The following is a 15,015-nucleotide window of genomic DNA, read 5'->3' as shown; positions in this document are numbered from 1 at the left end:
GACAACATGACCCGCCGTCTCACCGGCGAATCAACACCCACCTGGCGAGGCACCTGAACCCGACATCATGGAACTCACGAGATCAAACGCCCTCTAAGACACCGCTGATCCGGAAGGGCTAAGGCACGAGCGGCGGGCCCTCGTCGCGGGTCCAGAGCGCGAAGTCGCTGCTGGTGGCCACCGCGAGGGTGCGGCCGGTCGGCGAGAAGCCGGCCGCGCGGAAGGTGGACCGGTCGGCGTCGAGGACCGGCCACCAGCTCTCGCCGGGCTCGCCCTGCCACGGCCCCCGCCCGGTGGCGAGCAGCACCCGGTGGTGCGGCCACTCCGGGGCGACCACCTCGACGTGCCAGCCGCCCTCGGCGGAGGTGTGCAGCCCCCCGCCCCACATCCCCGCCACCGGGACGCGCACGTCAGCGACCTGGCCGAGACCGGGACAGGCGAGGTCCGGGCCGTCCGGGTCCTCGGCGGGCTCGCGGTCGCGGGCCAGCTTGCGGCCGGTCACCGCGTCGAACAGGCCGTGGCCGCTGTGCGAGACCGTCAGCACCACGTCGTGGCCGCTCTCCGGGTGGACGGCGAAACCGATGCCGAGCAGCCCGCCGACGGCGATCAGCCCCTGGCCGACCGGCCGCCACGGCTCCGGCGGGGAGGCCACCCCGGCGGCTGTGATCCGGTCGCGAAGGTGCCGCTGGTACGGGGTCAGGGCCATGCGGACGATCATCCCACCGGCGCACGCCCGCCGCGTCGGGCCGTCGGCGGGCGGCCCGTCAGCGCTCCGGTCCCAGCCGCAGCACCGCCGGCGCCCCCGGCCCGGCCGCCGGCAACGCCGCCGGCACGGCCGGCGCGGCCGCCCGGCCCACCCCCGACGACACCTCCCGGCGGGCTGGGCCCGTCCCAGCAGGTGCGGCGGGGCGACGGCCGCCACCAGCGCCGTCCAGCCCAGCGCCCCCGAGGTGTCCCGGCACCTGGCCGTGCTGCGCCGGGCCGGCCTGCTCACGACCCGGCGGCGCGGGCGGTACACGCGCTACGAGTTCGACCTGGCGTGCGGCGCCACGCTCGGCTCGGACTTCCCGGAGGCGGTGCCACGGTGAGCGGGGAACAGTGATCGCCGCGCGCGCGTTCCTCCGGGCATGACCGACGACGCCGCTCCCGAGATCCTCCGCTACGCCGCCTTCGCCACCCGCCCCGAGGGCGGCAACCCGGCAGGCGTGGTGCTCGACGCCACCGGGCTGACCGACGAGCGGATGCTCGCCGTCGCCGCCGAGGTCGGGTACTCCGAGACCGCCTTCCTCACCCCCGGACCGGCCGAAGGGGCCTACCGTGTACGGTACTTCAGCCCGCTCGCCGAGGTGCCGTTCTGCGGCCACGCGACGGTCGGCTCCGCCGTCGCCCTGGCCGAGCGCACCGGCCCCGGGCAGTACGTCTTCGCGACCGCGGCCGGGGACGTCCCGGTCGAGGTCGAGCGCGGCGCCGACGGACTGCTGCGCGCCACCCTCACCAGCGTCGAGCCGAAGGTCGAGGAGGTGCCGGCGGCCGACGTGGCGGAGGCGCTCGCCCTGCTCGGCTGGTCCGCCGCGGACCTCGACCCGGCCCTGCCGCCCCGGCTCGCCTACGCCGGCGCCCGGCACCTCGTCCTGGCGGTCGCCACCCGCGAGCGGCTGGCCCGGCTCGACTACGACTTCGACGGCCTCGCCGACCACATGCGCGCCCGCGACCTGACCACCCTGCAACTCGCCTGGCGGGAGGCTCCCGAGGTCTTCCACGTCCGCGACCCGTTCCCGGTCGGTGGCGTGGTCGAGGACCCGGCCACCGGCGCCGCCGCGGCCGCCTTCGGCGCGTACCTGCGGGACCTCGGCGCGGTGGCGGCCCCGGCGGTGCTGACGCTCCACCAGGGCGACGACCTGGGCCGTCCGGGCCTGCTGCGGGTCGAACTGCGGGCCGGGGACGCCCGGGTGCGGGTCTCCGGCACGGCGGTGGCCATCGGCTAGCGCCGCCTCCGGGCCTCAGGGCGGGGGCGGCCGCAGGACCTGCTCGCCCTCGCCCCCCGGGGGATCGGCGCCGTACCCTTCGGTGCGGGCCGTCTCCGGAAGAAGCTCCCGTGCTCGACCCCGCGCTCAAGCGGTCGCTCCGGCAACTGCGTTCGGTGCGGGCGCGCAGACCCGACGGCAGCGACCCGGGCCGCCTCGCCGGTTGGCGGGAGGAAACGGCGGACGCCCTGGACGAGTCGGCCCTCCGGCTCGTCTTCGCGTCCGACCGGGCGCGGGCCGCGGCGGAGGCGGAGGCGGAGCGCGAACGGGCGCGGGCCGCGGCCCTCCGGTCGGCGGGCGCGGAAAATCGGTCGCGCCCGTCCGCCCTGGTGGGCGAAGCTGCTCCGATGCAGCGAGCGAGCAACCGGACCGTGACGGTCGATCTGACGTACGGCGACGAGTACTTCGGGCAGCTGGGCCCCTTCGAGGTGGAACTCGGCTGGTGGTCCTCCGTGGACGAGGTGGTCGCCCGGGCGACGGAAGCGGCCGGGGTGCCGGTGCTGGTGGCGCGGCTGGTCGAGGGCCGGAGCGGGGAGCCCGGCCACGGCGGGCGGGTGCGCTACCACGCCGAGGCGCTGCGCCGGCCGACCGGGATCGAGCCCGGGGCCCCGGACGGCGGGACGGCCGCGCTGCTCGGCCCCGCGGAGCACCGGGCCGCCTGGGCCACGCCCGTCGGGCTGCGGGAGGCGCTGGCCTGGGCGGAGGCGGAACTCGCGGCCGCCGGACGCCCGTCGGCCGCGCCCGCGCGGCAGATCCGGACGTGGAACCTCTCCGGCCTCTTCCGTCTGCCCACCTCCACCGGGGCCGACGCCTGGCTGAAGACCACGACGCCCGCGTTCAACGCCCAGGAGGGCGAGGTCATCGCGCTGTTCGGCGGCGTCGCCCCCCGGCTCGTCCCCACCGTCCTCGCCGCCGACGCCCCGACGGGGCGGCTGCTGCTCGACCACGTCCCCGGCGAGGACTGCTGGAGCCCGTCCGCCGGGACCGTCGCCGAGGTCGTCCCCCGGCTCGTCGCCGCCCAGGCGGCGCTCGCCGACCGCCCGGCCGACCTGGCCCGCCTGCGCGACCGCACCCCCCGCGCCCTGGCGGCCCAGCTGACGGCGCGACTGGACCGGCTCGCCGAGGAGACCGACCTGACGCCCGAGGAGCTGGAGCGGCTGGCCGGCTTCGCCGCCGAACTGCCCGGGCTGCTGGACCGGCTCGCCGCCTGCGGCCTGCCGGAGACGCTGCTGCACGGCGACTTCCACCCCGGCAACTGGCGCTCCGACGGCGCGGGCACGGTGGTCGTCGACTACAGCGACTCCTGTCTCGGCCACCCGGCCCTGGACGGTTTGCGTCCGCGCGCCTACCTCGGCGAGGAGGCCTGGCAGCACCACGCCCGGGTCTGGACGGAGGCCTGGCGGCGGCACGCTCCCGGCTCCGACCCGGGGCGCGCCCTCGAACTCGCCGAGCCGCTCTACCACCTGTCCTACGCCCTGCGGTACCAGGAGTTCCTGGACCACATCGAGCCGAGCGAACGCCCGTACCACGAGGGCGATCCGGCCGCCGAGCTGCGCGCCCTGCTGGCCTGCCGGCCCGCGGACCGGCAGGCCGGGCGGGCGTAGACTGCCGGGGTGGAACGACCGACGCCGGCTCCCGGAGCCTCCGGGACAGCCGTCCTGCCCGAGCTGCCGTTGCAGGAGCTGGAGTGCTTCTCCGTCCTCGTCCACCAGTTGCACTTCGGGCGGACGGCGGAGCGCCTCGGCGTCTCGCAGGGGCGGGTGTCCCAGCTGATCAAGCGGCTGGAGAGCCGGGTCGGCGCCCCGGTGTTCCGACGGACCAGCCGCCGCGTGGAGTTGACCGCGCTGGGACGGGCGCTGGCCGAGCAGGTGGTGCCCGCCTTCGAGCGGCTGCGCGAGGGGTACGAGGCCGCCCGGGCCGGGGCGGCCACCGCCCGGCCGCTGCGGCTGGGCTTCCAGTGCGCGGTGTACGAGCCGGTGGCCCGGGTGATCGCGAGCCTGCCGGAGGGTACGGCGCGGCTGGTCGAACTGCCGTGGGCGGACCCGTTCTCGCACCTCGCCCGGGGTGAGATCGACCTGGCCATCGTGCTCGCCCCGTGCCGTGAGCCGGGGCTGGAGGTGCTGTTGGAGTTCTCCCGCCAGCCGGTGTACGTGGCGTTCTCCGCGGCGCGGCGCCTCGGCGGGGCGGACGGGGTGAGCGCCGAGGAGCTGGCCGCGCTGCCGCTGATCGAGCCGTGCGGCCCGGCGCCCGAGTACTGGCGGCGGGTGAACGCGCCCCGGCGGACACCGGACGGGCGGGAGCTGTGCTACGCGGCGGGTGCGGCCACCATCCAGGAGGGACTGTCGATGGTGGCCAGCACCGGCCAGGGGCTGCTGCTGTGCGGGCGCAGCACGACGTACGTCCAGCGGCCGGACATCCGCTTCCTGCCGGTGCCCGAGCTGGAGCCGACCGCGCTGGAGGTGGTCCGGAACGAGCGGCGGCCGCACCGGCTGGCGGCGGAGTTCGTCGAACTGCTGGCCGGGCACGTCGACTGAGCCCGGGCTACACCGGCTGCCCGCCCTCCCGGCCGGGCCGCCGCTCGCGCGGCCGGGTGAGCAGGGCGAGCAGCAGCCCGACGGCCGCCAGCCCGGCCGCGGTGAACAGGACCGCGTGGTTCCCGGCCCGGTCGACGACCAGGCCGCCGGCGAAGGAGCCGAGCGCGATGCTCGCGTTGAACACGCCCGCCCAGACCGCCGCCGAGGCCTCGAACCGGGCCGGGGCGGCGGTGCGGACCCAGGTCTGGGTGGAGACCGAAACCCCGCCGTACGAGGCGCCCCAGACGACCAGGACGAGCAGCACGGCGACCACGCCGGTGGCGTACGCGAGCAGGGCGGCGGCCAGGGCGACGCCGCTGAGGGCGAGGGCGACGGCCGTCTTCGGGCGGCGCCCGGACAGCGGGCCGAGGGTGAAGTTCCCGGCGACGCCCGCGAGTCCGTACACCAGCAGGCAGGCGGCGAGCACGCCGCCGCCGAGGCCCGCCTCGGCTTCCAGGACCGGGCGGACGTAGGTGTAGCCGGCGAAGTGGCCGAGCACGACGAAGCCGGTGATCGCGATCCCGGCGGCGACGCCCCGGTGGCGCAGCGCGCCGGCCAGTCCGCCGAGCCGTCCGCGCTCGTGCGCGGGCAGCGCGGGCAGCGTGGCGGCGAGCACGGCGGCGGACCCGGCACCGAGCAGGGCGAGCGCCCAGAACGCGGCGCGCCAGTCGAGCAGGGCCGCCAGGTAGGTGCCCAGCGGGACGCCGAGGACGGAGGCGATGGAGATGCCGGAGAAGATCAGTGTCATGGCGAGCGCGATCCGCGGACCGTCGGCGAGGCGCGGACCGATGCCGACGGCGAGGCCCCAGACGATGCCCATGGCGACGCCGAGCAGGACGCGTCCGGCGGCCAGGACGGCGAAGTCCGGTGCCAGCGCGGTCACCGCGTCGGCCAGGGCGAGCAGCAGCATGAAGGCGACCAGGACGGTCCGGCGGTCGCGCCGGCCGACGAGCAGCGGGGCGAAGGGGGAGAGGACGGCGGCGATCAGGCCGGTGATGGTGAGGGAGAGGCCGGTGACCCCGTCGGTGACCCCGAGGCTGCGGGACATCGGGGTGAGCAGGCCGACCGGCATCATCTCGGAGGACACCACGGTGAAGGTGGCGAGCGCGACGGCGAGGACCGGCGACCAGCGCTGGCCGGTGGGTGAACCGGCCGGTGGGGCAAGGGTTTCGGCGTTCGTCATGCGGCCAGCTCACCAGCCGGCGAAAGGGCCGAACAAGATCGATGAACTCATCGACCCATTAGCCGGGCTCATCGATCAGTCGGCCTGCCGGAGGTTCCCGGTGGCGCCCGCCGCCGCCGTCGTCGTCGGAGCGGGCGGGCGCCACCGGGGCGGACTCACTCCGCGGGGTCGATCCGGTAGCCGCCGCGGGCCGAGTGCAGGCTGAGCGCCTCCACCGGGCAGAAGTCCACCGCCTCGCTCAGCCCGTCCGTCAACTCCGCGCCGCCGTCCGCGTACCCGGCCAGCGGTGCGGCCAGCCCGTCGGCGCCCAGGGCCAGCGAGTCGGGGGCGCTGCGGGCGCACATCCCCGAGCCGATGCAGCGGTCCCGGTCGACCCGGACGAGCACCGGCTCGGTGTCGGCGCGGCCCGTCACCAGACCACCCGCAGGGCGTTCGGGCTGCGGGTGAGCAGACCGCGCCGCCAGTCGATCAGCTCGACCGGGTCGGCCAGCCGCAGGGCGGGCAGCCGGCGGGCCAGCCGGTGCAGGGCGAGCTCCAGCTCCATCCGGGCCAGCCAGGCGCCCAGGCAGTGGTGCGGCCCGGCGCCGAAGGTGAGCGTGGGCGCGGCCAGCGGGGAGAACAGCTCGGTGCGCAGGTCCTGGGTGAAGACCGACGGGTCGTGGTTGGCGGCGGCGGCGTCGGCGGCGACCACGCTGCCGGCCGGGATGACCACGCCGCCGATCTCGACGTCCTCGACGGTGCGGCGCATCAGTCCGGGCATGTGCTCCTGGGCGTCGCCGAGCGGGACGGCGCGCAGCAGCTGCTCGGTCGCGGCGGCGGCGCCGGCCTCGTCGGCCGCGAGCCGCTGCCAGGCCTCGCGGCCGTCCTGGAGCAGGTAGACCAGGGCGTTGCCGAGGCTGGTCATGGTGGTCTCGTGCCCGGCCACGACCAGGCCGATGACCAGCGCGACCAGCTGGCCCTCGGTGATCGAGCCGTCCTCGGCGGCGGCCGCGAGCAGACTGCTCACCAGGTCCTCGCCGGGGGCGGCGCGGCGCTCGGCGATCACCTCGGCGCCGAAGGCGGCGAACTCGGTCATCGCGGTGACGATCTCGTCGGCGCTGTGGGCGGTGATGGAGAGCGCGTGGTCGCTCCAGTGCGCGAGCCGGTTGCCGTCCAGGTTGTCCAGGCCCATCAGCCGGCTGATCACCGCCACCGGCAGCGGGCGGGAGTAGCCGGCGATGATGTCGGCGGGGGAGCCGTGGTCGATCAGCTCGTCGATCAGCGACTCGACCACCGAGGCCACCCAGGGCCGCCAGCGTTCGATCGCGCGCGGGGTGAAGGCCCGCTGCACGGTGCGGCGCAGCCGCTGGTGCTCGGTGCCGTCGATGTTCAGCATTCCCTGCGGGTCGTCCAGGATGTTGGGCGTGACCGTGATCGGCGGGGCGTCCGGCGCGTAGAGCGGGGCGCGGCCCAGCCGCGGGTCGGTCAGCACCTGGCGCACGTCGGCGTGCCGGCTGACCAGCCAGACCGGCGTGCCGGTGGGCAGTGCGGCGAGGCGGGGCGGACCGGGTTCGAGCCGGCGCATGCAGTGCAGCGGGGGGAGCGGGGCGGTACCGGCGCTGGTCGCACTGTTCTCGGTGGACATCCGTACTCCAGACTCCAGAGCGGTGGGCCGCGGGGTGCGGCCCGACGGGGGGTGGATCCGGGGATGGTGCAGGGGGACGGGTGGTGCGGCCGGCTGGCGGCTCGACACGGGCCGGGTGCGGTCGGGCTCCTACGGGGGGTGGCGCGAAATGTGCGGGGGCGTACGGTCGGTACGCCCGCGGCGCGGCCGGCGCACGGTCGCGCGCCGACGGGTGGGGCGGGTGTGCTGAGCGTGGTCGCGTGGACCGTCTCAGCTACGACCGTACGTGGGCGGCGGGCCGCCCGTCTGCGGCACTTCCAGCCAACGCCGGTGCTTTCCGGGCACTTCGAGGCGCGCTGACAGGCGCTCAGCGCCACCCGCGCGCCCCCATCCGTACGGCCGCGCTGGACCCTCGGCGGGTACGCCCCGCCGGAGCCCGGCCCGGGCGGGCGATACGCTTCGTGGGCAGTACGTCCCGCAGTCTTTTGTCGCAGGTCACGCCGGTGCAGAGCCGCACCGGCCGACGGAGGTGGAATCGGATGCCCCAGCAGGTCAAGGCAGTCATCGCGCGCGCCAAGGGCGCGCCCGTGGAGGTGACCACGATCGTGGTGCCGGACCCTGGCCCGGGCGAGGCGGTGGTCCGGATCCAGGCGTGCGGCGTCTGCCACACCGACCTCCACTACCGGGAGGGCGGCATCAACGACGAGTTCCCGTTCCTGCTCGGCCACGAGGCCGCGGGCATCGTGGAGTCGGTCGGCGAGGGCGTCACCGAGGTCGAGCCCGGCGACTTCGTGGTCCTCAACTGGCGCGCGGTGTGCGGCCAGTGCCGCGCGTGCGAGCGGGGCCGCCCGCAGTACTGCTTCGACACCCACAACGCCAAGCAGCGGATGACGCTGCTGGACGGCACCGAGCTGTCCCCGGCGCTGGGCATCGGCGCGTTCGCCGAGAAGACCCTGGTCGCGGCCGGCCAGTGCACCAAGGTGGACCCGGCCGCCGAGCCGGCCGTCGCCGGCCTGCTGGGCTGCGGCGTGATGGCGGGCCTCGGCGCGGCGATCAACACCGGCAACGTCGGCCGGGGCGACTCGGTCGCGGTGATCGGCTGCGGCGGCGTCGGCGGCGCGGCCGTGATGGGCTCCCGGCTGGCGGGCGCCGCGAAGATCATCGCGGTGGACATCGACGACCGCAAGCTGGAGACCGCCCGCCGGCTGGGCGCCACCCACACCGTCAACTCCCGCACCACCGACCCGGTCGAGGCGATCCGCGAGCTGACCGGCGGCCACGGCGCCGACGTGGTGGTCGAGGCGGTCGGCCGGCCGGAGACCTACAAGCAGGCCTTCTACGCCCGCGACCTGGCCGGCACCGTCGTCCTGGTCGGCGTGCCGACCCCGGAGATGACGCTGGAGCTGCCGCTGCTCGACGTCTTCGGGCGCGGCGGCGCGCTGAAGTCCTCCTGGTACGGCGACTGCCTGCCCTCGCGGGATTTCCCGATGCTGATCGACCTCCACCTCCAGGGCCGCCTGGACCTCGGCGCCTTCGTCACCGAGACCATCGAGCTCGACCAGGTGGAGCAGGCCTTCGAGCGGATGCACCAGGGCGACGTCCTGCGTTCGGTGGTGGTCCTGTGAGCGAGGGGACGCGCATCGACCGGCTGGTGACGGCCGGCACCTTCGAACTCGACGGCGGCAGCTGGGAGGTGGAGAACAACGTCTGGATCGTCGGCAACGACGACGAGGCGGTGGTGATCGACGCCGCGCACGACGCCGAGGCCATCGAGGCCGCGCTCGGCGGGCGCCGGCTGCTGGCGATCGTCTCCACCCACGCGCACAACGACCACATCGACGCGGCCCCGGCGCTCGCCGCCCGCACCGGTGCGCCGATCCTGCTGCACCCGGACGACCTGCCGCTGTGGAAGCTCACCCACCCCGAGCGGCTGCCGGACGGCGAACTGGCCGACGGCCAGCGGATCGAGGTGGCCGGCACCGAGCTGACGGTGCTGCACACCCCGGGCCACGCGCCGGGCGCGGTCTGCCTGTACGCACCCGCGCTGGGCACCGTCTTCACCGGCGACACCCTGTTCCAGGGCGGCCCGGGCGCCACCGGCCGGTCGTTCTCGCACTTCCCGACGATCGTCGACTCGATCCGCGAGCGGCTGCTGACGCTCCCGGCCGAGACCGTGGTGCGCACCGGCCACGGCGACCCGACGACCATCGGCGCCGAGGCCCCGGCCCTGCCGGAGTGGATCGCCCGCGGGCACTGACGCTCCACCGGTACGGCCCCCGGGGAACGACCGTTCCCCGGGGGCCGTACCATCCGGTCATGGCCCATGACCCGCGCGACCTCGACGAACCGTTCCTCGCCTTCTGGCGGGAGCGGCACATCTCCACGCTGACCACCACCCGCCCGGACGGCACGCCGCACGTGGTGCCGGTCGGGGTGACGTACCAGCCGGAGACGGGGACCGCCCGGGTGATCACCAGCCGCACCAGCCGCAAGGCCCGCAACGTCGCCGAGGCCGGGCCCGAGGGCCTGCGGGTCGCGGTCTGCCAGGTGGACCGGGCCCGCTGGTCGACCCTGGAGGGCGTGGCCGTCGTCCGCGACGAGCCCGAGCAGGTCGCCGAGGCGGAGCGCCGCTACGCCGAGCGCTACCGCGAGCCGCGGGTCAACCCGGACCGGGTGGTCATCGAGATCACCGTGGACCGCGTCCTCGGCCGGGCCTGAGAGCGCCCGGGCGGGACGGGATCGCCCCGGCCGCCGGGCCGCTTAGTACCGGGCGTCGGTGGGGTCGATGGTGAGCTCGGTGACCCGGGCGTGTCCGGGCCGGCTCATCGCCCACTCGACGGCGGCCGCCACGTCCTCGGCGAGCAGCGGGTGGTACGGCCAGTCGTCGACCTCGTGGACGCGCGGGGCCGCGGCCCCGGAGAGCACCGAGGCGAACTCGGTGTTGGTGGCGCCGGGGGAGATCAGGCAGATCCGGCAGCCGCCGGCCGGCCGTTCCTCCTCGGCGAGCGAGCGGACGAAGCCCGCCAGGCCGTGCTTGGTCGCGGCGTAGGCCGCGTAGCCGGGCGAGGGCCGGGTGCCGAACAGGGAGCCGATCAGGACCAGGTCCCCGCCGGTGGCGTCCAGTTCGGGCAGCAGCCGGCGCGTGACGACCATCGGGGCCAGCAGGTTGACCCGCAGCTGGGACTCCCAGGGCGCGCAGTCGGCCTCCCGCACCGGGCCGTAGCCGCGGCCGTGCCCGGCCGCCAGCACCGCGCCGGCCAGCGGACTCGGCAGGGCCGCGAGGACCTCCGTCAGCGCGTCGGACAGCTCGTCGGTGCGCTCCAGGTCGAGGGGCACCGCCACGGCTGCGGTGCCGTGCCCGGCGGACAGCTCCGTGGCCAGCGCCTTCAGGCGGTCCTCGCGCCGGGCGATCAGCACCAGGTCGTGTCCGCGGGCGGCGAGCCGGCGCGCGGTGGCCGCTCCGATGCCGCTGCTCGCTCCGGTGACGAGCACGGTTCCCGTTGTGCGGGGCATGCGTCCTCCTGCTTCTTCGGTGACGGACTCGGGGGCTTCGGCGCAGGCCCCAGGCCCCAGGCCTGGGGCCTCGCACCTCAGGACTCGCACCTCAGGACTCACGCCTCACGCCTCAGGACTTCTTCGCCTCGGCCGCCCGCTCGATCCCGGCGAGCATGTCGCGCGGGAACCAGAGGCTGCTCGCGCCCGCCAGGGCGACGGCCGCGGCGCCGACCAGCACCGGCACGATGCCGACCCGGGAGGCGAGCCACCCGCCGACGAAGGCGCCGACCGGCAGGGTGGCGGTCAGCACGGCCCCCAGGAAGGCGTTGACCCGGCCCAACAAGTGGGCCGGGGTCACGAGTTGGCGGCCGGTGGTCATGGCGATCGACCAGACGGTGGCCAGCAGCCCGAACAGCAGCTGGTACAGGACCAGCACCGGGAAGGGCAGCCCGAGGGAGGCCGCCGGGATGAGGAAGAGGGCCGCCCCGGCGCCGACGGCGCACAGCCGGATGGCCCGGGCCATGCCCAGCGCCCGGGTGACGGAGGTCGCGGCCAGCACCCCGGTGCCCATGCCGACGGCGTAGGCGGCGTAGACCGTGCCGAGCTGCCACGGGGGCAGCTGCAGCTCCCGGTCGGCGTACAGGATGAACAGCCCGCCGCCGGCCCCGCCGCCGAGGTTGAGCCCGGCCGCGGCCAGCGCCTGGCGGCGCAGCAGGGTCTCGCGCCGGATGACCGCGAGGCCCTCCTTCAGCGCCTCGACACGGGAGCGCGCACCGCTGCCCGCCTCCTGCGCGGACCGGTTCAGCGACGCGGGCAGCGCGAGGAACAGGGCCCCGCCGACGAGGTAGGCGGCGCACTCCACCAGCAGCGCCGGGGCCGGGTCGATCACGCCGATCAGGATGCCGCCGAGCGCCGGCCCGCCGATCAGGCCGATGGTCCGGGCCCCGGTGAGCGAGGAGTTGGCCGGCAGCAGGCGTTCCGTGGGCACCACCCGGGGCAGACAGGACTGCAGCGCGACGCTCTGGGCGGAGCTCAGCGCCCCGGAGGCGGCGGCCGCGGCGAACAGGTGCGGCCAGGTGAGGCCGTCCAGCGCGGCCGCGAGCGGCACGCTGCCGATGGCGGGGACCTGCAGCCAGGAGACCGCGACCAGCATCCGCCGCAGCCGGGCCCGGTCGACGGCGACGCCGATCAGCGGGCTGAGCAGGACGCCGGGCAGGTAGGTCATCGCCATCAGTGCCGAGGAGCCCAGCGGCCCGGCGTGCAGGTGGGCGATGGCCAGCAGCGGCAGCGCCAGCGCGGTGACCTGCCGCCCCACCGAGCTGGTCATCTGCTCGGTGACCAGCAGCAGCAGCGGCCGGTGCCGGCGCAGCGGTACGGATTCCGGGGCCGGGGGCGGCGTCGCGGGCGGGCCGGACTCCGCGGGTACGGACGACTCCTCGGCCGTGGAAGATCCCATGTATCAGACTCCTGTGTCGGGCACGGTCCAGTGGCGGATGCGTGGCGGCAGCGTCACCGCCCAGCCCCGGGTGACGAGCACCAGGCCCTCGGACGCCAGCACGGACACCGCCTCACGGCCCGTACCGCTGAGGTCGTCCAGGGCGGTGGGGGTCAGGCAGGTCCGGAAGGTGGCCACCAGGTCGGGGTGGTCCAGGGCGAAGCGGGCCGAGGCGTCCGGGTCCCGGCGGTCCCTGACCTGGAGGAAGCCCGGGCCCTGCCGGTAGTAGAACCGCCCGTACCCGTACGTGGCGCGCCAGTCGGCCAGGGCCCGGCTGGGCGCCGGGCCCGTCGGGGCCGCGTCCCCAGGGCCCCCGGCCGCGTCGGCGGGCGGCGGCAGGTGGTGCAGGTGGTGGAGGGCGAAGTCGGCGGCCGCCGGCTCGCGCAGCACCGGGTCGTCCGGGGCCAGGGACCAGCGCACCGGGAGGACGTGGCTCTGGCACTCGCGCAGCAGCCGGACGGCCTCGGCGGCGGCACGCCCGCCCGCGCCGAGCGGGACCGGCTCGGTGAGGACGACCAGCCGGCCGTCCGTCCGGTACGGCAGCGCGTCCGGCAGCTCCGGCCGGTCGGGCGCGGCCAGGGAGGGCTTGGCGATCGGCATCACACCACCTCCTCGGGGGTCGGCACGGCGGCGACGAGCGGGGCGTCCTGGCCGGGGGCGCGGACCGGCACCGCCCGGGTGGGCAGCGCGAGCAGGGTGTCGCCGTCCTTGAACACCAGTCCGTGCGCGAGGAGTTCACGTCCCCAGGCGGTGAGCTCGGCCGGCGGGACGTGGTGCCCGGCCTCGGCCAGGCGACGGTGCAGGGCGGCGATCGTCCGGCCGTGGTCCAGTTCGCGGAACGCGGCGGCCCGCCACTGGGTCAGCCGGTGGGTGCGCCGCGGCCAGCCCTCGCGTTCGTCGTGGACGAGCAGGTCGCCGTCCTCGCCGCCGTCGCCGTCCGCGGCCGGTTCGAGCAGGAGCCGGGAGGACGGGTAGGCCTCCGTCCAGCGGTCGATCTCCTCCACCAGCCGTCGTTCCAGCTCGCCCTGGATGCCGGCGGCCGGGGCGTCGAACAGGTAGACCAGGTCCTCCAGTTCCTCCCGCGGCAGCTGGTAGACGTGCTGGTAGATGTCGGCCGGGCGGCGCTCGGTGAAGCCCAGCGCGGGGTTGGTGAAGTGCGGGCTGAACCGCTCCAGGGCGATGCGGGTGGCACCGCCCGGGGGCTGGAGGTGACGCAGCGCCGGCATCTGGTCGATGATCTCCGTGTAGTCCTCGTCGTGCTCGCCCGGGAACCCGTACAGGTAGTTCCAGACGCAGGTGAGCGCGTGGTTCTCGCACTCCCGCATGGTACGGACGTTGCGGGCGCCGGTGACCCCCTTGTCCATCAGGCCGAGCACCCGGCTGTTCAGGCTCTCGATGCCGGGCTGGACGTGGGTGACCCGGGCGCGGCCCAGCAGGGCGATCTGCTCCCGGCTGAGGTTCGACTTCACCTCGTAGTGGATGCGCAGGTCCCACTCGCTCTCGGCGGCCCGTGGCAGGAAGTCACGGAAGTAGTCCATGCTGATGATGTTGTCGACCGTGATGACGTCGAGCAACTTGTGCCGGTGGACGAGCCGTTCGATCTCGGACCAGAGCTGCTCGCCGCTCTTGGAGCGGAACTCCATCAGGCTGCCGTTGAGCCCGCAGAAGGTGCAGTGGTGCTTCTCGCCCCACCAGCAGCCCCGGGCGCCCTCCACCACGAGCTTGGGTTCGACGAACTCGGCCACCGGGGAGGCGTCGAAGGACTCCTGCCAGGCGTCGAAGTCGGGGCTGGGCAGCAGCCCGACGGGCACGGTGCCCTTGGCCTCCCGGTTGGCGTGCGAGGTGTCGCCGTCCCACCAGCAGACCCCGGGGACGTCCGCGGGGGCGGTGCCGCGCTCCAGGTGGGCGAGCAGCGCCGGGAAGGCCCTCTCGGCCTCGCCGCGCACGACGTGGTCCAGGAAGCGGTGGTTGCGGTGCAGGGCGTGGCCCATGACGCTGTCGCAGTTGCTGCCGCCCAGCACGGTGACGACCTCGGGCCGCAGCCGCTTGATCTCCCGGGCGAGGGCCAGCGAGGGCACGTTCTGCAGGAAGGTGGTGGTCATGCCGACCACGTCGGGGTCGCCGGCGAGCACCTCACGGGCGGCCTCGGCGATGAACCGGGCGGCGTGCGGCCGCATCCGCAGCAGGCTGTCGATCGACGACCCGGTGCGCTGCGCGTAGGCGGTCAGCTGCTCGGTGCCCCAGTGCTCGTCGTCGTACAGGCAGCCCGAGAAGACCCAGTCGCCGAAGCCGTCGAACACCTGGTCGTCGGCGACGGTCATGTACTCCATCGGGGTCAGTTCGCCGTCGCTGTGCTCCAGCAGGAACTCGGCCCAGCGCAGCCACCCGTGGTACTCGGTGACCTCGTCGGCCGGCCGTTCCCGGGTGACGAGCGCGTGCAGGAGACCGACCTGGAGCGACGGCATCTCCAGGGCCTGCCACGGCATGGAGACGAGCGCGATACGCATTCCCTGGCCTTTCGGACTCTCGGAACAGTGGAGAGGCGGCCGTACCACCGGGGGTACGGCCGCCTCGGTACAGATGCGCGCTTACTTGGCGGCGCGGCGTGTGCTCACGCTGTACTTGTTGGCCGCCTTGGTCTC

At 75.4% G+C, this 15,015-nt stretch carries 15 protein-coding genes; 7 read left to right on the top strand and 8 right to left on the bottom strand.

Annotation, left to right across the window (positions count from 1 at the left end; all coding sequences use genetic code 11):
* Positions 1–118: 118 nt before the first annotated feature.
* Complete coding sequence (locus ACIQI7_RS03310) at positions 119–706, bottom strand: hypothetical protein (RefSeq protein WP_401104500.1); 588 nt, start codon at positions 704–706, stop codon at positions 119–121.
* A 244-nt stretch (positions 707–950) separates the two neighbouring features.
* Between ACIQI7_RS03310 and ACIQI7_RS03305 the strand changes: the two genes are divergently transcribed.
* From ACIQI7_RS03305 to ACIQI7_RS03290, 4 genes are all read left to right on the top strand, one after another.
* Complete coding sequence (locus ACIQI7_RS03305) at positions 951–1,088, top strand: hypothetical protein (protein WP_401104498.1); 138 nt, start codon at positions 951–953, stop codon at positions 1,086–1,088.
* A 39-nt stretch (positions 1,089–1,127) separates the two neighbouring features.
* The gene (locus ACIQI7_RS03300; protein ID WP_401104495.1) at positions 1,128–1,985 is read left to right on the top strand and encodes a PhzF family phenazine biosynthesis protein; all 858 of its coding nucleotides are present in this window, start codon (positions 1,128–1,130) and stop codon (positions 1,983–1,985) included.
* A gap of 110 nt (positions 1,986–2,095) precedes the next feature.
* A complete protein-coding gene (locus ACIQI7_RS03295) occupies positions 2,096–3,628 on the top strand; it encodes a phosphotransferase (RefSeq protein WP_401104492.1) in 1,533 nt (510 codons plus the stop codon).
* Between the two features lie 9 nt (positions 3,629–3,637).
* Positions 3,638–4,558, top strand: coding sequence for a LysR family transcriptional regulator (locus tag ACIQI7_RS03290; RefSeq protein WP_401104491.1), 921 nt, complete (start codon positions 3,638–3,640; stop codon positions 4,556–4,558).
* Positions 4,559–4,565: 7 nt separating this feature from the next.
* Here the strand turns inward: ACIQI7_RS03290 and ACIQI7_RS03285 are convergent, their stop codons facing one another.
* The 3 genes from ACIQI7_RS03285 to ACIQI7_RS03275 all read right to left on the bottom strand — a co-directional run bounded on the left by ACIQI7_RS03285 (position 4,566) and on the right by ACIQI7_RS03275 (position 7,404).
* Entirely contained in the window at positions 4,566–5,780 is a 1,215-nt protein-coding gene (locus ACIQI7_RS03285; protein ID WP_401104488.1) for an MFS transporter, read from the bottom strand.
* 155 nt (positions 5,781–5,935) lie between these two features.
* A complete protein-coding gene (locus ACIQI7_RS03280; protein ID WP_401104486.1) occupies positions 5,936–6,193 on the bottom strand; it encodes a ferredoxin in 258 nt (85 codons plus the stop codon).
* On the bottom strand, positions 6,190–7,404 hold the full coding sequence (locus tag ACIQI7_RS03275; RefSeq protein WP_387753825.1) for a cytochrome P450: 1,215 nt from the start codon (positions 7,402–7,404) through the stop codon (positions 6,190–6,192). Before ACIQI7_RS03275 ends, ACIQI7_RS03280 begins: the two co-directional genes overlap by 4 nt.
* A gap of 518 nt (positions 7,405–7,922) precedes the next feature.
* Here ACIQI7_RS03275 and ACIQI7_RS03270 point away from each other — a divergent pair.
* From ACIQI7_RS03270 to ACIQI7_RS03260, 3 genes are read left to right on the top strand one after another with little or no spacing between them, the layout of a single operon-like run.
* On the top strand, positions 7,923–9,008 hold the full coding sequence (locus tag ACIQI7_RS03270; protein WP_401104483.1) for an S-(hydroxymethyl)mycothiol dehydrogenase: 1,086 nt from the start codon (positions 7,923–7,925) through the stop codon (positions 9,006–9,008).
* A complete protein-coding gene (locus ACIQI7_RS03265) occupies positions 9,005–9,640 on the top strand; it encodes an MBL fold metallo-hydrolase (protein ID WP_401104480.1) in 636 nt (211 codons plus the stop codon). The genes ACIQI7_RS03270 and ACIQI7_RS03265 overlap by 4 nt, the downstream gene beginning before the upstream one ends.
* A 59-nt stretch (positions 9,641–9,699) precedes the next feature.
* Positions 9,700–10,101 carry a pyridoxamine 5'-phosphate oxidase family protein gene (locus ACIQI7_RS03260; RefSeq protein ID WP_387753819.1) on the top strand — a complete coding sequence of 134 codons (402 nt, stop codon included), beginning with the start codon at positions 9,700–9,702 and terminating at the stop codon, positions 10,099–10,101.
* A 42-nt stretch (positions 10,102–10,143) separates the two neighbouring features.
* Here the strand turns inward: ACIQI7_RS03260 and ACIQI7_RS03255 are convergent, their stop codons facing one another.
* The 4 genes from ACIQI7_RS03255 to ACIQI7_RS03240 all read right to left on the bottom strand — a co-directional run bounded on the left by ACIQI7_RS03255 (position 10,144) and on the right by ACIQI7_RS03240 (position 14,880).
* Entirely contained in the window at positions 10,144–10,896 is a 753-nt protein-coding gene (locus tag ACIQI7_RS03255) for an SDR family oxidoreductase (protein WP_401104477.1), read from the bottom strand.
* A gap of 112 nt (positions 10,897–11,008) precedes the next feature.
* Positions 11,009–12,334, bottom strand: coding sequence for an MFS transporter (locus ACIQI7_RS03250; RefSeq protein ID WP_387753815.1), 1,326 nt, complete (start codon positions 12,332–12,334; stop codon positions 11,009–11,011).
* A 3-nt stretch (positions 12,335–12,337) separates the two neighbouring features.
* Positions 12,338–12,973: a DUF5825 family protein gene (locus ACIQI7_RS03245; RefSeq protein WP_401104473.1), complete on the bottom strand. Its 636-nt coding sequence runs from the start codon at positions 12,971–12,973 to the stop codon at positions 12,338–12,340.
* On the bottom strand, positions 12,973–14,880 hold the full coding sequence (locus ACIQI7_RS03240) for a RiPP maturation radical SAM C-methyltransferase (RefSeq protein WP_401104470.1): 1,908 nt from the start codon (positions 14,878–14,880) through the stop codon (positions 12,973–12,975). Before ACIQI7_RS03240 ends, ACIQI7_RS03245 begins: the two co-directional genes overlap by 1 nt.
* Positions 14,881–15,015 lie beyond the last annotated feature (135 nt).

Source organism: Kitasatospora sp. NPDC092039 (assembly GCF_044756065.1).
Taxonomy (GTDB): domain Bacteria; phylum Actinomycetota; class Actinomycetes; order Streptomycetales; family Streptomycetaceae; genus Kitasatospora.
Note: the sequence above shows the minus strand (reverse complement) of the source record. Positions and strands in the feature narration are given on the sequence as shown.

Bases quoted from the DNA above. Each gene is read 5' to 3' on its own strand.
- ACIQI7_RS03310 (WP_401104500.1), bottom strand. From the start codon at position 706: ATGGCCCTGACCCCGTACCAGCGGCACCTTCGCGACCGGATCACAGCC.
- ACIQI7_RS03300 (WP_401104495.1), top strand. From the start codon at position 1,128: ATGACCGACGACGCCGCTCCCGAGATCCTCCGCTACGCCGCCTTCGCC.
- ACIQI7_RS03285 (WP_401104488.1), bottom strand. From the start codon at position 5,780: ATGACGAACGCCGAAACCCTTGCCCCACCGGCCGGTTCACCCACCGGC.
- ACIQI7_RS03275 (WP_387753825.1), bottom strand. From the start codon at position 7,404: ATGTCCACCGAGAACAGTGCGACCAGCGCCGGTACCGCCCCGCTCCCC.
- ACIQI7_RS03270 (WP_401104483.1), top strand. From the start codon at position 7,923: ATGCCCCAGCAGGTCAAGGCAGTCATCGCGCGCGCCAAGGGCGCGCCC.
- ACIQI7_RS03260 (WP_387753819.1), top strand. From the start codon at position 9,700: ATGGCCCATGACCCGCGCGACCTCGACGAACCGTTCCTCGCCTTCTGG.
- ACIQI7_RS03255 (WP_401104477.1), bottom strand. From the start codon at position 10,896: ATGCCCCGCACAACGGGAACCGTGCTCGTCACCGGAGCGAGCAGCGGC.
- ACIQI7_RS03250 (WP_387753815.1), bottom strand. From the start codon at position 12,334: ATGGGATCTTCCACGGCCGAGGAGTCGTCCGTACCCGCGGAGTCCGGC.
- ACIQI7_RS03245 (WP_401104473.1), bottom strand. From the start codon at position 12,973: ATGCCGATCGCCAAGCCCTCCCTGGCCGCGCCCGACCGGCCGGAGCTG.
- ACIQI7_RS03240 (WP_401104470.1), bottom strand. From the start codon at position 14,880: ATGCGTATCGCGCTCGTCTCCATGCCGTGGCAGGCCCTGGAGATGCCG.